The organism is Mesorhizobium sp. NZP2077 (genome assembly GCF_013170805.1).
Taxonomy (GTDB): Bacteria; Pseudomonadota; Alphaproteobacteria; order Rhizobiales; family Rhizobiaceae; genus Mesorhizobium.
Window position 1 is genome coordinate 5,145,191 of record NZ_CP051293.1, and the last position, 13,665, is coordinate 5,158,855.

General features: G+C 62.8%; 12 protein-coding genes. 10 read left to right on the plus strand and 2 right to left on the minus strand.

Translation table 11 applies throughout. From position 1 onward, the window contains the following. Window positions 1–48 precede the first annotated feature (48 nt). Window positions 49–996: an ACP S-malonyltransferase gene (gene fabD, locus HGP13_RS25825; protein WP_172230509.1), complete on the minus strand. Its 948-nt coding sequence runs from the start codon at window positions 994–996 to the stop codon at window positions 49–51. 276 nt (window positions 997–1,272) lie between these two features. Here fabD and HGP13_RS25830 point away from each other — a divergent pair, with 276 nt between their 5' ends. Beyond that, on the plus strand, window positions 1,273–3,201 hold the full coding sequence (locus HGP13_RS25830; protein WP_246707125.1) for an LTA synthase family protein: 1,929 nt from the start codon (window positions 1,273–1,275) through the stop codon (window positions 3,199–3,201). Window positions 3,202–3,206: 5 nt separating this feature from the next. Here the strand turns inward: HGP13_RS25830 and HGP13_RS25835 are convergent, their stop codons facing one another. Continuing rightward, window positions 3,207–4,844 (minus strand): pilus assembly protein, encoded by a 1,638-nt coding sequence (locus HGP13_RS25835; protein ID WP_172230515.1) that lies wholly within the window; start codon window positions 4,842–4,844, stop codon window positions 3,207–3,209. A 464-nt stretch (window positions 4,845–5,308) separates the two neighbouring features. On the opposite strand from HGP13_RS25835, the gene rpsF reads away from it, so the two are divergent. The 9 genes from rpsF (at window position 5,309) to HGP13_RS25880 (ending at window position 13,595) form a co-directional block, all read left to right on the plus strand. Further along, window positions 5,309–5,812 carry a 30S ribosomal protein S6 gene (gene rpsF, locus HGP13_RS25840; protein ID WP_027045356.1) on the plus strand — a complete coding sequence of 168 codons (504 nt, stop codon included), beginning with the start codon at window positions 5,309–5,311 and terminating at the stop codon, window positions 5,810–5,812. Then, window positions 5,812–6,060 carry a 30S ribosomal protein S18 gene (gene rpsR / locus HGP13_RS25845; protein WP_006203718.1) on the plus strand — a complete coding sequence of 83 codons (249 nt, stop codon included), beginning with the start codon at window positions 5,812–5,814 and terminating at the stop codon, window positions 6,058–6,060. Before rpsF ends, rpsR begins: the two co-directional genes overlap by 1 nt. A gap of 217 nt (window positions 6,061–6,277) precedes the next feature. Then, window positions 6,278–6,862 carry a 50S ribosomal protein L9 gene (gene rplI, locus HGP13_RS25850; RefSeq protein ID WP_095202533.1) on the plus strand — a complete coding sequence of 195 codons (585 nt, stop codon included), beginning with the start codon at window positions 6,278–6,280 and terminating at the stop codon, window positions 6,860–6,862. 175 nt (window positions 6,863–7,037) lie between these two features. After that, on the plus strand, window positions 7,038–8,330 hold the full coding sequence (locus tag HGP13_RS25855; protein ID WP_172230518.1) for a cyclopropane-fatty-acyl-phospholipid synthase family protein: 1,293 nt from the start codon (window positions 7,038–7,040) through the stop codon (window positions 8,328–8,330). Between the two features lie 80 nt (window positions 8,331–8,410). Beyond that, window positions 8,411–8,734 carry a YnfA family protein gene (locus tag HGP13_RS25860; RefSeq protein WP_172230521.1) on the plus strand — a complete coding sequence of 108 codons (324 nt, stop codon included), beginning with the start codon at window positions 8,411–8,413 and terminating at the stop codon, window positions 8,732–8,734. 1 nt (window position 8,735) lies between these two features. Beyond that, on the plus strand, window positions 8,736–9,713 hold the full coding sequence (locus HGP13_RS25865) for a small ribosomal subunit Rsm22 family protein (RefSeq protein ID WP_172230524.1): 978 nt from the start codon (window positions 8,736–8,738) through the stop codon (window positions 9,711–9,713). A gap of 220 nt (window positions 9,714–9,933) precedes the next feature. After that, a complete protein-coding gene (locus tag HGP13_RS25870; protein ID WP_172230527.1) occupies window positions 9,934–11,424 on the plus strand; it encodes a replicative DNA helicase in 1,491 nt (496 codons plus the stop codon). Between the two features lie 45 nt (window positions 11,425–11,469). Beyond that, window positions 11,470–12,873 (plus strand): DNA repair protein RadA, encoded by a 1,404-nt coding sequence (radA, locus tag HGP13_RS25875; RefSeq protein WP_172230530.1) that lies wholly within the window; start codon window positions 11,470–11,472, stop codon window positions 12,871–12,873. Between the two features lie 47 nt (window positions 12,874–12,920). Continuing rightward, window positions 12,921–13,595 (plus strand): CvpA family protein, encoded by a 675-nt coding sequence (locus tag HGP13_RS25880; RefSeq protein ID WP_172230533.1) that lies wholly within the window; start codon window positions 12,921–12,923, stop codon window positions 13,593–13,595. Window positions 13,596–13,665: the final 70 nt, after the last annotated feature.

A 13,665-nucleotide genomic window follows, 5' to 3' on the forward strand; every position in this document is an offset into this window, starting at 1 on the left:
GATCTGAGAGAACAGCCTTCACACGGAAGGGGTCAAATCGCCAGTAGATTATGCAAGCGCGGCCAGCGCTGTCTCGACATCGGTCGATGTGCCGACCGACGCGGTAGCGATGTCGCGGTTGATGCGCCGCGCCAGGCCCGACAGCACCTTGCCGGCGCCGACCTCGTAAAGCGTTACAACGCCGTTGGCGCCGAACCATTCCACCGTTTCGCGCCAGCGCACGCGGCCGGTTATCTGCTCGACCAGGCGCCGCGCGATCTCGTCGGGATCACCGGTCGGAGTCACGGTGATGTTGGACAGCACGGGCACCGCCGGCGCATGCTTGGTTATCCCGGCGAGCGCGTCGCGCATGACATTGGCCGCCGGCGCCATCAGCGCCGAATGGAAGGGCGCCGAGACCTGCAGCATCAGCGCCCGCTTGGCGCCCTTTTCGGTGCACAGTTTCGCCGCCAACTCGACCGCGGCCTTGGCGCCGGAAATCACCAGCTGGCCGCCACCATTGTCGTTGGCGATCTGGCAGACCTTGCCGGCCCCTTGCGCGGCCTCGGTGCAAGCGGCTTCGACGTCCGCCTGCTCCAGCCCGATGATGGCCGCCATCGCGCCCTCGCCCGCCGGCACCGCCGCCTGCATGGCGTTGCCGCGAATGCGCAGCAGCCGTGCGGCATCGGCAACGGAAACAAAACCCGCGGCGGCAAGGGCCGAATATTCGCCCAGCGAATGGCCAGCGACATAGGCGACCTTGTCCTTCAGCGAGAAGCCGCCCGCTTCCAGCGCCCTGATCGCCGCCAGTGACACCGCCATCAGCGCCGGCTGCGCGTTGGCCGTCAGCGTCAAGGTCTCTTCAGGACCTTCCCAGATCAGCTTCGACAGGTTTTCGCCGAGCGCGTCGTCGACTTCCTGAAAGACCCTGCGTGCCTCGGGAAAGGCATCGGCGAGATCCTTGCCCATGCCGACAGCCTGGCTGCCTTGTCCCGGAAAGGTGAATGCAATGGCCATGCGAGGGCTCCAAGACTGGTTTGCTTGCCTATAACACGCGTTTTTCTTGCCTGTGGCGCAAGGCAGGCTGCCAAGTCAAGCCCGGTTCAATGCGGTCCCAGGACTGCACCGTGTGCCGAGTGCCTGTTCCGAAAGGGCTTTTTTGGCGATCACACCTGATGAAAACCGCTCACGAATCGTTCGCTGGCTCTTCTTATTTCCGCCACAGGCGCTAGCTTTGCGTGACAATTATATGACAATCGAGTGACTTGGGTTGTCGCTGGGTGGGAAGTCAAAGTGGCAAAGAGTTCGAAACGCGCCGCTAAAGCCGCGCCTCAGTTCCTGGAAGACGATCCGTCCACCGGCTATCTGCCGGGCCGGAGATGGCCGGTCGTCCGTTACGGATTGGTCAGCCTGGCGATCTCGGCCATCCTGGTGTTTGCCATCGAATTGATCGTGCGCGGCGACCTCGCCGGCACGGTCTCCTTCTTCCTGCAGCCGCTCAAGCCGGGCTGGACGACCATCGTCGTGTTCGCGCTGATGCTGATCGGCCTCGACGCCGTGCTTGGCCGCAGCCATCAGAGCCTGATGATCGTCGCTCCATTGACTCTGTCGCTGGCCTTTGTCGGCCACCAGAAATCGCATTATCTCGGCGATCCACTCTACCCCACGGATTTCCTCTACTCCCGCCAGATCTTCGCGCTGCTGCCGCTCCTGGTGCGCGACCGGCCGATGACCGCGCTCGCCATGGTCGTCGGCATCGTCGCCGGCCTGTCGCTGCTCGTCTATGGCTGGCGGCTGTGGCACCGCAAGGTTCCAGCACTCAGCCGCAAGGGCCGCCTTGCCCGGCTGACGCTGGCGGTGCCGCTGCTCGCCTTCTTCGTCTCGATCATGGACTACGCCACCTTCTCCTGGACCAGGGACCGGCTGCAGATCATCCCGATCATGTGGGACCAGAAGGAAAACTATGCCTCCAACGGCTTTGCGCTCGCCTTCGCGCTCAACGTGCCGATGGCCCATGTCTCGGCACCGCCCGGCTACTCGGACAAGGCAATCGCGGCGATCGACCGGCCGCAGATGACCGCCTCGGTACCCGATGAAAAACCCGACATCATTGTCGTCATGAGCGAATCCTTCTGGGATCCGACCAAGCTGCCCGGTGTCACCATTACGCCGGATCCTATTCCCACCGTGCGGGCATTGCGTTCCGGTTCGATGTTCTCGCCTGAATTCGGCGGCATGACCGCCAATATTGAATTCGAGGCGCTGACCGGCTTTTCCAACGCTTTCCTGCCGGCCGGCAGCATCCCCTACCAGCAATATGTGCGCACGCCGACACCTTCGATTGCGACCTTCCTCAAGAGCGAGGGCTATAGGGCGCGTGCCATCCATCCCGGCACCAACTGGTTCTGGAACCGTGGCGCGGTCTATGCCGATTTCGGTTTCAATGATTTCAAGTCGGAAGAGACGCTGCCGCCCATGGAAAAGCGCGGACCGCTGGCATCGGATGCGGCAATGACGGACGAGATCATCCGCGAAGCCGACGCCAGCGACGAGCCGGTCTTCTTCTTCGCGGTCAGCCTGCAGAACCATGGCCCCTATGAACCGAACCGCTATGACAACCCGACCCACACGGTGCAGGCGCCCATCAGCCAATGGGCGCGCGCCTCGCTGCTGAGCTACGCTGAGGGGTCAGCCGACGCCGACCACGGCCTTGAACGGCTGATCGAGTGGGCCAAGAAGCGCGAGCGGCCGACGATTGTCGCCTTCTTCGGCGACCATCTGCCACCGCTGGGGCCGGTCTATGTCGAAACCGGTTTCCTGAAGGACAATGTTGCGCCTCGCAAGGAGCCGACGCCGGAAGCCGCGCTTGAACATCACCAGACGCCGCTGATCATCTGGTCGAACCGCTCCGGTCCGGTCGAGAATCTGGGCGCGGTGAGCCCGGCATTCCTGCCCTATCATATCCTCACCGCCGCGGGCATCACCCACCCCTACTACACAGGCTTCCTAGGCGAGGTGCGGGAGCACTACCGCGTTGTCGACCGCAACCTGCTGCTGACCCCGGCTGGCGAGGCGACACCCGATTGGTCGCGGCAAAAGGAGATCGACCCGACGATCAACGATTTCCGGCTGATCCAGTACGACATGATGTTCGGCAAGCGCGGTGCGGCGCCCGACTTCTTCCCCGAAACGGTCGACAAGGTTGTCGCCCATACGAGCTGACGGGTTCAATTCGTCAATTGCAGCTTCGAGAATTTGTTGGCGATCTGCTGAAAAACGTTCGGCAGTTTTGCCGGATCGTTGACGGCATAATAGCCGCTCGGGTCGGAAGCGCAGGCGCTGTAAAGCGTGCGGTTGGCGGCGGTGTCGGACTGCAGCACCATTGTGTAGATCTGCACGCCCTCGTTCTTCAACTGCGTGCACACGCTCTTGGTCCAGCCGTCGACATTGCGCGCCGCCGTCGTCTGGTTGTCCGAGCCGAAACGGCCACCAGCCAGGTAGCCATAGGATGTGTAGTCGGACTTGGTCGGCTGATTGCTGGCGCCATAGACGACATTCTCGCCATCGGTAAGCAGCATGACGATCTTGCTGACGCCTGGCGTCTTGAATGGCGCCCCGTCGGTATAGGGTGCGCCGGGTGACAGCACCCGCATGCCCCACGACAGACCCTCAGAGACGTTGGTGCCGGAACCGTTCCATTCCGTCATCTGGCTCGCCGCCTTGCGCAATTTGTCGAAATCGTCGGTCAAGGGAACGACGGGCGTCGGGCAGGAACGGTTGGCGCCAACGGTGATCGCGCTGCCGGTCTCGGTGACGATCTTGTTCGTCGACGCGACATATTTGGCGACCTTTTCCAGGTCAGCGCCCAACAGTGCGTTGACCACGCTGCCAAGCAGGCCGCTGAGGTCGATGCCCAGTATGTTGACGCCCGGCTCGGCGAGTTTGACCTTGTCGATGGTGTCGTCGAGGTATGAATTGTTGTAGCCGGTGGCCGAGTTGCCGTAGGAGCCTGACGGTTTGGTGGCAGGCTCTGGATCGTCGGGAGCGAAGTAAGGCACGAACAGCGTGTCGGGTTTGTTCGGATCCGGAGGCGTATCAGAGATGTTGTAGGTGCCGGGGCGAGCCTCGACGCAGCCTTTCCATCCGGTATCTTTCCACCCGCCCTTCAGCCCCAACTGGTTGAACAGCGCCATATGGTTCAGCCGCTTGCCGTCAATGACGGGGAAATTGATGCCATTGGTCGAGGACTTGCCGTCCATGTCGATCCAGGACGGGTCGAACCCGTCGCCATTGACATTGACCGCCGTGACGAAGGGAACCAGCGAGGCACGCACTTGGCGCGTCGGCGATTTTGTCGCCTCGAGCGTGTCCAGCAGTGACTTCGTCGCTGTTCTCAACGCCGTCATGCGGGCGCCGGCCATCGAGCCGGTATTGTCCAGCACCAGCACGACTTCGAGCTGATTGTTCGATTCGACAGCCGAGGCATCGACGACAATGTGCTTGTTCTGGCCAAACAGGAAGGCGAAGTTCAAATTGACGTCCGCCGAGGCGACAGCTTTCGTCTTGATGTAGTTGACGCCTTTGTCGACGGTCAGCGTCGCCTGCGCATTGCCGAGTTCGCCATGCCCGGCAATGTTGGCCTGAAAATAGCGGTTGAATGCGTCGGTGCGGGTGATGTCGAGATCGCCAAGATGCGAGGAGGCAAGATTTGCGGAGTCGAGCGCATTCTGCAGGTTGCTCTTGGCTCGCATGATGGTGGATACGTCGACCGCGAAGGCCACGGCCGACAGGATGGCCGGCAGTCCGAGCCCCATCAGAAGCGCGAAATTGCCGCTCTTGGAGCGCCAGAATCTGTTGAGAATCATCCTTACCCCCGGAAATGCTCACCGCTTGATCTGCGCGGGTTGCCCGGGCTTTTGCGCCATCCATGATGAACCGACCGTTGACGGCGGGAGCGCAACCCGGCACAACCTGAAATTGTGGTTAAGGGCCGGTTGCCGGGAAATCACAGCCTTGTGGCGTCGCCGCTTGATTTTCCGGCGGCCTGCGACATCGATAACGCCGCTTGCCCTTGCCTTATCAATGGATTGCTGTATAGACGCCGCCAATCTGCCGGTCCCAGCTGGGGGCTGAACGGAGGGCCGGAGGTTTTATCAAAAGCCTTCGTGTGAAGCCAGAAGTGCTTCCGCCTCCCGTGTCTCCGCTCTCGACCGTCTCGTCATGCTCCTTTCTTCCCCGCCCCTTTAACCGGGACCAGCGGGTCAGAGAAGTTGCAGAGGCTTTTGCCGCCGGGAACCGGGAGAGAAACGAAGAAAGGCACGAAGACATAATGGCTCTTTACGAACATGTGTTTCTTGCCCGGCAGGACCTCTCGCAGCAGCAGGTCGATGCGCTTGTCGAACAGTACAAGGGCGTCATCTCCGCGAATGGCGGGTCCGTCGGCCGGGTCGAGAACTGGGGGCTGAAGTCCCTCACCTACCGGGTCAACAAGAACCGGAAGGCATACTACACGCTCATGGACCTCAACTGCCCGCCGGCAGCGCTCAACGAAATGGAGCGCCAGATGGGTCTGTCCGAGGACGTCCTGCGTTTCCTGACCATCAAGGTCGAGGCGCATGAGGAAGGTCCTTCGGCCATGATGCAGAAGCGCGAAGAGCGCTCCGAGCGCGGCAGCTTCGGCGACCGCGACCGTGGCGACCGTGGCCCGCGTTCGTTCGGCGACCGTGACCGCGGCGACCGTGGCGATCGTCCGCCGCGCAGCTTCGGCGGCGACGCCGGTGCTGATCGTGGTCCGCGCCGTCCGCGCGAAGGCTTTGAAGGGGGTGCAGAATAATGGTCGACATCAACCAGATCCCGACCCGGCGCCCGTTCCATCGTCGCCGCAAGACCTGCCCGTTCTCCGGCGCCAACGCGCCCAAGATCGACTACAAGGACGTGCGTCTGCTGCAGCGCTACATTTCCGAGCGCGGCAAGATCGTGCCGTCGCGCATCACCGCCGTCAGCCAGAAGAAGCAGCGTGAACTCGCCAAGGCAATCAAGCGCGCCCGCTTCCTCGGCCTGCTGCCCTACGTGGTTCGCTAATCCTCTCGAACGGGCGGTTCGCCGCCCGTTCCTTTCGCCGGCCATGACGGGCATGACCGGTTTCAGCCATCAAATCCCGAGTTGAGGTCAAAGCCTCTAACTGCCGCGACAGGCAGGACAGCGACACCGGCGGCAACGCCCCTTTTGCTTCCTGACCTGTTCCAGAGAATTCGGCGCCGGCCTTGTAGACGGACGCCCAACCAAAAGGAACAAAACCATGGAAGTCATTCTTCTCGAACGCGTTTCCCGCCTCGGCCAGATGGGCGATACCGTCAAGGTCAAGGACGGCTTTGCCCGTAATTTCCTGCTGCCGCAGGGCAAGGCGCTGCGCGCCAACGAAGCCAACAAGAAGAAGTTCGAAGGCCAGCGCGCCCAGCTCGAGGCGCGCAATCTCGAGCGCAAGTCGGAAGCCAGCCAGATTGCCGAAAAGCTCGACGGCAAGAGCTTCATCGCCGTTCGCTCCGCCGGTGAAACCGGCCAGCTCTACGGCTCGGTGTCGACACGCGACATCGCCGATCTGGTCACGGCGGAAGGCTTCTCGGTCAACCGCAACCAGATCCTGCTCAACCAGCCGATCAAGACCATCGGTCTCACCAATGTGGCGATCGCGCTGCACCCGGAAGTCGAAGTCACCATCACGCTCAACATCGCCCGCACGGCCGACGAAGCCGAGCGTCAGGCCAAGGGCGAGACGCTGACCACCGCCGAAGCCATCTATGGCGACGACATCAACGACAATGCGCGGCCGGAGAACTTCTTCGATCCTAACGCCGAGTTCGAGGGCGGCGAAGACAACGCCTGATCGCGTACGACAAGCGAGGAGCGGCGCTCCGATCACTTTGTCGTCATCCAGCCTTTCTGGACCAATGCCCGGGCCTCTCGCCCGGGCATTTTTGTACCAAAAAGGAACTTTTCGAACCCCCATATATTGTTGCAGAATTAAGGCAGCCAGTCTGACCGTGAGGGGACATTTGGTTATGAATATTCTGCTGAAGCGCGTTCTCGATCGCCTTGTGCGCACGGGCAATCTCAAGGTCACCGGGCCCAAAGGCTCGACATTCATGTTCGGCGACGGCAGCGGCGAGCCGGTGCACATGCACATCAAGACCCGACATGCCGAACGCGCCATCACCTTCGATCCGATGCTGGCGGTGCCTGAATCCTACATGGACGGCGAACTCGACATTCTCGAAGGCGGCGTGCTCGGACTGATGCGTATTGCCTTCCAGAACATGGGCAGCGGCGGCATCGACGCAACCTGGTCGAAAGCCATCGAGGGCCTGCGCCACGCCTTTCGCCGCCTGCAGCAGATCAACACCACCTCACGCTCGCGCCGCAACGTGCAGCGCCACTACGATCTGTCGGGCAACCTCTATCGGCTCTTCCTCGACGAGGACATGCAGTATTCCTGCGCCTATTTCGAACAGCCCGACATGACGCTCGACGAGGCGCAGGCTGCCAAGAAACGCCATATAGCCGCCAAGCTCAGGCTGAAGCCCGGCCAGACCGTGCTCGACATCGGCTCCGGCTGGGGCGGGCTTGGTCTCTATCTTGCCAAGGCGTTCGACGTCGACGTGCAAGGCGTGACGCTGTCGACCGAACAGCATGGCGTCGCCACCGACCGGGCGCATGCGCAGGGCCTGGAAAACCACGTCCATTTCGAGCTGAAAGACTATCGCGAACTCAACGAACGCTTCGACCGTATCGTTTCGGTCGGCATGTTCGAACATGTCGGTGTGAACCACTTCAGGACCTTCTTCGACAAGGCGGCAACATTGCTGAAGCCAGATGGCGTCATGCTCCTGCATACGATCGGCCGCTCGGGCGTGCCGTGGGCGACCAGCGCCTTCATCCGCAAATATATTTTCCCGGGCGGCTACATACCGGCCATGTCGGAGGTGCTGCCGGCGATCGAGAAGTCGGGCCTCGTGGTCACGGACGTCGAGATCCTGCGGCTCCACTATGCCGACACGCTAAAGCACTGGAGCCAGCGCTTCGCCGCCAACCGCGACAAGGCCAAGGCGATTTACGACGAACGCTTCTGCCGCATGTGGGAATTCTATCTGGCCGCTTCAGAAGCCGCCTTCCGCTGGCAGGATCTGGTCATCTTCCAGTTCCAGATCGCCAAGAAGAACGACACGCTGCCGATGACCCGCGACTATATGGCCAAATGCGAAAAGGCGCTGGAATTGCGCGACATGGGCCGCCGCGAAGCGGCTCCCGTCCAGAAGCCCGCCAAGCCCGCCCGGCGCCGCAAGGTGGCGGATTAGAAACGCCGTTCGCCATTGGCGCTTGCCATTCCCGGCCCCTGCCCCGAAAAAGGCCTCGTGATCGTCGCGAGGCCTTTTTCATGACCTATCTCCTCTATGCCGCCGCGGCCCTGGCCGAGATCGCCGGCTGTTTTTCGGTATGGGCCTGGTGGCGGCTGGAAAGATCGCCGCTATGGCTGGCCCCGGGCTTTGCCTCGCTGCTTGCATTCGCCTGGCTTCTGGCGCTGGTCGACACCAACGCCGCGGGCCGAGCCTATGCCGCCTATGGCGGCATCTACATCGTCGCCTCGCTAGCCTGGCTGTGGCTGGCGGAGGGCGTCCGGCCCGACCGCTGGGACCTTGGTGGCGCGGCGCTCTGCATAGCCGGCGCCTCGATCATCCTGCTCGCACCGCGAGGAGCCTAGCGTGGAACTGCCGGCCTCTCTTCGACAAGCTGTCGATCGTATCCTGGAAAAGGTACCGCTGCCGGTACTGAAGCAGGCGGCAAAGACACTCTCCGACCGCTACCGCGCCGAACTGCGCGACGGCCGTCTGCACATGGCACAGGACATGGCGGTCAAGGCCTATCTGGCGACGCGGCTGCCGGCGACCTATGCCGCGGTCCGCGCCAGCCTCGACACGCTGAACGCGGCCCGGCCGGATTTCATGCCGAAAACCCTGCTCGATGTTGGCGCCGGTCCTGGTACGGTGCTTTGGGCCACCAGTGAACTCTGGCCTGATCTCGAACAGGCCGTTTTGCTGGAAGCGAGTGCGGCGGTGCGCAAGGTCGGCGAGATGCTTGCCGCCAATGCCATCACAGCCCGAACCGTCTGGCAGGCCGGCGACGTCACAACGGACCTTGCCGACCTTCAGCCGGCAGACCTCGTCACCTGCGCCTATGTGCTGGACGAGATCGTGCCGGCATCCCTGCCCAAGATGGTCGACCGGCTATGGCAACTGACGACAGACACATTGCTGATCATCGAGCCGGGCACGCCGGCGGGCTGGCAGCGGATCCTGGCGGTGCGCGCGCAGTTGGTCGCGGCCGGTGCGCATCTGCTGGCGCCTTGTCCGCACGAGACGCCCTGCCCGATCAATCCGCCCGACTGGTGCCACTTTTCCCGCCGCGTTGCCCGCTCGCGCCTGCACCGGCTGGCAAAGGACGCGGAGGTGCCTTGGGAAGACGAGAAGTTCATCTATGTCGCCGCTTCGCGCCAGCCGGCTGCTTCCCATGCCGCGCGGATCATCGCGCCACCGAAATCCGGCTCTGGGAAGGTTCTGCTCAAGCTTTGCGAACCGGATGGCGGCGCCGGCGAACAACTGTTCACCAAACGCGACGGCGATCTGTTCAAGGCGGCGCGGCGCCTGAACTGGGGCGATACGCTGGACGGGAAAAGCACGTAACAGTCAAAATTGTTCTTGCTCTGTTCCAGCGACTCGGATAGCGATTTGCACTTCTCCGAGTCAACCGGAATCGGGACACAGGAACACTGTCCTGTGGACGGTTCGCCGTTCCTGTGAACAACGGGCATCAAGGCTGTTTGGTCGTGCGGTGATGCAGAAAGGTCAGCACGCTTTCGTCTGGTTCTGATATCGAAAGGCCGGGATCGAAATCGGGGATATCATGGCAGAGGCAGCGCGGAAATTCGGCGTGGCGGAGCAACCGCTCTATCGCGAGGCGCCGAACAACATCGAGGCCGAGCAGGCACTGCTCGGCGCCATCCTCGTCAACAACGATGCCTTCTATCGTGTCTCCGACTTCCTCAAGCCTGGCCATTTCTACGAACCCCTGCATCGCAAAATCTTCGAAATCGCGGCCGAGCTCATCCGCATGGGCAAGGTGGCGACGCCGATCACACTTAAGACCTTCCTGCCGGCCGACGAAAAGGTCGGCGACATGACCGTGGCGCAATATATCGTGCGGCTGGCGGTCGAAGCCGTCACCGTCGTCAACGCCACCGATTATGGCCGCGCCATCTACGACCTGGCGACGCGCCGCGCGCTGATCACCGTCGGCGAGGACATGGTCAACATCGCCTATGACGCGCCGGTCGACATGTCGCCTTCCGAGCAGATCGAAGACGCCGAGCGGCGCCTGTTCGAACTCGCCGAAACCGGCCGCTACGATGGCGGCTTCGAGAGCTTCACCGATGCGGTCAAGACCGCGGTCGACATGGCCAACGCCGCCTATATGCGCGACGGCCATCTGTCAGGCCTCGCCACCGGCATGCGCGATCTCGACCGCCGCATGGGCGGCCTGCAGTCATCCGATCTGATCATCATCGCCGGCCGTCCAGGCATGGGCAAGACATCGCTCGCCACCAACATCGCCTTCAACATTGCCGAGATGTATGAGCCGGCGCAGCAGGCCGATGGCTCGTTCAAAGCAGCCAATGGTGGTGTCGTCGGTTTCTTCTCGCTCGAAATGTCTTCGGAACAGCTCGCCACCCGCATCATTTCCGAACAGACGGAAATTTCGTCGTCCAAGATTCGTCGCGGCGAAATCACCGAAATGGACTTCGAAAAGCTGGTCGCCTGTTCGCAGACCATGCAGAAGATTCCGCTGTTCATCGACCAGACCGGCGGTATTTCCATTGCCCAGCTGTCTGCCCGCGCGCGCCGCCTGAAGCGCCAGCGCGGCCTCGACCTGATCGTCATCGACTATATCCAGCTGATGCAGGGTTCTAGCGCCAAGTCCTCGCAGAACCGCGTGCAGGAGATCACCGAGATCACCACAGGCCTGAAGGCGCTGGCCAAGGAACTGGCCGTGCCGATCATCGCGCTGTCGCAGCTGTCGCGTCAGGTCGAAAGCCGCGAGGACAAACGCCCGCAGCTCTCCGACTTGCGTGAATCCGGTTCGATCGAGCAGGACGCCGACGTCGTCATGTTCGTCTATCGTGAGGAGTATTATCTCAAGAACCGCGAGCCGAAGCTTGGCACCGAAGAATACGTCAAGTGGGAAAACGAGATGAACGAGATGCGCGGCAAAGCCGAGGTCATCGTCGCCAAGCAGCGCCACGGCCCGACGGGCTCGGTGACGCTGGCCTTCCACGGCGAATTCACCCGCTTCTCCGATCTGGCGGAAGAGCATCATATTGCGGAGAGGTTTGAGTAGCTTTTTGACTTACCGTCCCGCTCCGTTCCAATCCGCAGCAGCCTGATGGCAAAATCGCGCGTCCAGTTCATCTGCCAGAACTGCGGATCGGTGCATCAGCGCTGGGCCGGCAAATGCGATGCCTGCGGCGAGTGGAATACGCTGGTCGAGGAAGGCACGTCCGGCGGCATCGGCTCGGGGCCGGCCAACACGCGCAACGCCCGCAAGGGCCGCGCGGTGGTGCTGACCACGCTTTCCGGTGATATCGAGGACGCGCCGCGCATCATCTCCGGAATCGGCGAACTCGACCGCGCCACCGGGGGCGGCTTCGTGCGCGGCTCGGCGCTGCTGGTTGGCGGCGATCCCGGCATCGGCAAGTCGACGCTGCTCACGCAGGCCGCAGCGGCTCTCGCTTCGCGAGGCCACCGTATCGTCTATGTCTCGGGCGAAGAAGCCGTCGCGCAGATCAGGCTGAGGGCTCAGCGGCTCGGCGTCGCCGACACGCCGGTGGAGCTGGCGGCCGAGACCAATGTCGAGGACATTCTTGCCACGATCGCCGACGGCAAGCGGCCGGATCTGGTCATTCTCGATTCGATCCAGACGCTGTGGACCGACCTTGCCGATTCGGCGCCGGGCACCGTTACCCAGGTGCGCGCCGCCGCCCAGGCGATGATCCGCTATGCCAAATCCACGGGTGCGGCGATCGTCCTGGTCGGCCATGTCACCAAGGAGGGCCAGATCGCCGGTCCTCGCGTCGTCGAGCACATGGTCGATGCCGTGCTCTACTTCGAGGGCGAAGGCGGCCATCACTACCGCATCCTGCGCACGGTGAAGAACCGCTTTGGGCCGACCGACGAGATCGGCGTCTTCGAAATGTCGGACAAGGGTTTGCGCGAGGTCGCCAATCCATCAGAACTTTTCCTCGGCGAGCGGCATGCGAAATCGCCAGGTGCGGCCGTTTTCGCCGGCATGGAGGGCACGAGGCCGGTTCTGGTCGAGATCCAGGCGCTGGTCGCGCCATCCTCGCTCGGCACGCCGCGCCGGGCGGTGGTCGGCTGGGACGGTGCCCGCCTGTCGATGATCCTGGCGGTGCTGGAAGCGCATTGCGGCGTGCGCTTCGGCAGCCATGACGTCTATCTCAACGTCGCCGGCGGCTATCGAATCTCGGAACCCGCCGCCGATCTGGCGGTAGCGGCCGCGTTGGTTTCCTCGCTGACCGGTCTTGCCCTTCCCGCCGATTGCGTCTATTTCGGCGAAATCAGCCTTTCGGGCGCGGTGAGGCCGGTTGCGCATGCGCAGCAGCGCCTCAAGGAAGCCGAAAAGCTGGGTTTTGGTAGCGCGGTTCTGCCCTTGGGCAGCGAGGAACTTGCCGGAGGGATCGGGGCCGGCGCTTTCCAGCCCACCGAGCTTGCCGAGCTCGTGGCGCGCATAGCCGGCTCACGGCGCAGCCGCGCCGACGATGAAGAGTGACGCGGCTCGTCGAGCCGTGAAAAACAGATCGGAGTGGGGCGAAAAACATGCCGATTACGCTGCTTGACGGAATCCTGGTCGGCTTCACCCTGGTCTCGGCGATGCTCGCCATGGTTCGCGGCTTTTCGCGCGAGGTCCTGTCGGTCGTCTCCTGGGCGGCGGCGGCGGCGGCGGCGTTCTTCTTCTACAAGCCGGTCCTGCCCTACCTGAAGCCCTATATCGACAATGAGAAGATCGCCATGGCGGCCTCCGCCGGCGTCGTCTTCGTCATCGCGCTGATCGTCGTTTCGGTCATCACCATGAAGCTCGCCGACTGGATCATCGATTCGCGGATCGGCGCGCTCGACCGCACGCTCGGTTTCCTCTACGGCGCCGCGCGTGGCATCCTGGTTGTCGCCGTCGCCCTGCTGTTCTTCAACTGGCTCGCTGGCGCCAAGGCCCCCACCTGGGTGACGGATGCCAAGTCGCGGCCCTTGCTGGAATCGATAGGCGCCAAGATCGAGAACCTGCTGCCCGCCGACACCGAAAACGCAATACTCAAGAAATTCAGCCCGAAAACCGGCGCCGAGACACCGGCTGCCCCGGATGCGCCGGCGACGGACGTGCCGGCCACAGGCGACGATGCCAACGCACCGGCGCCGGACGACAATGACGCCGCGCCCGCGGACAATACGGCCAAGCCCGCTCCGGCTGCTCCCGCCGCACCCGCACCGGCGAACTGACGGGCCTGACTGACGATAGTGTGAATGGCTGTACGACGCGCGTTGCTTTCGACGCCGACCCGCACTATAT

Bases quoted from the DNA above. Each gene is read 5' to 3' on its own strand.
- rpsR (WP_006203718.1), top strand. From the start codon at position 5,812: ATGGTCGACATCAACCAGATCCCGACCCGGCGCCCGTTCCATCGTCGC.
- HGP13_RS25870 (WP_172230527.1), top strand. From the start codon at position 9,934: ATGGCAGAGGCAGCGCGGAAATTCGGCGTGGCGGAGCAACCGCTCTAT.
- rpsF (WP_027045356.1), top strand. From the start codon at position 5,309: ATGGCTCTTTACGAACATGTGTTTCTTGCCCGGCAGGACCTCTCGCAG.
- rplI (WP_095202533.1), top strand. From the start codon at position 6,278: ATGGAAGTCATTCTTCTCGAACGCGTTTCCCGCCTCGGCCAGATGGGC.
- HGP13_RS25855 (WP_172230518.1), top strand. From the start codon at position 7,038: ATGAATATTCTGCTGAAGCGCGTTCTCGATCGCCTTGTGCGCACGGGC.
- HGP13_RS25835 (WP_172230515.1), bottom strand. From the start codon at position 4,844: ATGATTCTCAACAGATTCTGGCGCTCCAAGAGCGGCAATTTCGCGCTT.
- HGP13_RS25880 (WP_172230533.1), top strand. From the start codon at position 12,921: ATGCCGATTACGCTGCTTGACGGAATCCTGGTCGGCTTCACCCTGGTC.
- radA (WP_172230530.1), top strand. From the start codon at position 11,470: ATGGCAAAATCGCGCGTCCAGTTCATCTGCCAGAACTGCGGATCGGTG.
- HGP13_RS25860 (WP_172230521.1), top strand. From the start codon at position 8,411: ATGACCTATCTCCTCTATGCCGCCGCGGCCCTGGCCGAGATCGCCGGC.
- fabD (WP_172230509.1), bottom strand. From the start codon at position 996: ATGGCCATTGCATTCACCTTTCCGGGACAAGGCAGCCAGGCTGTCGGC.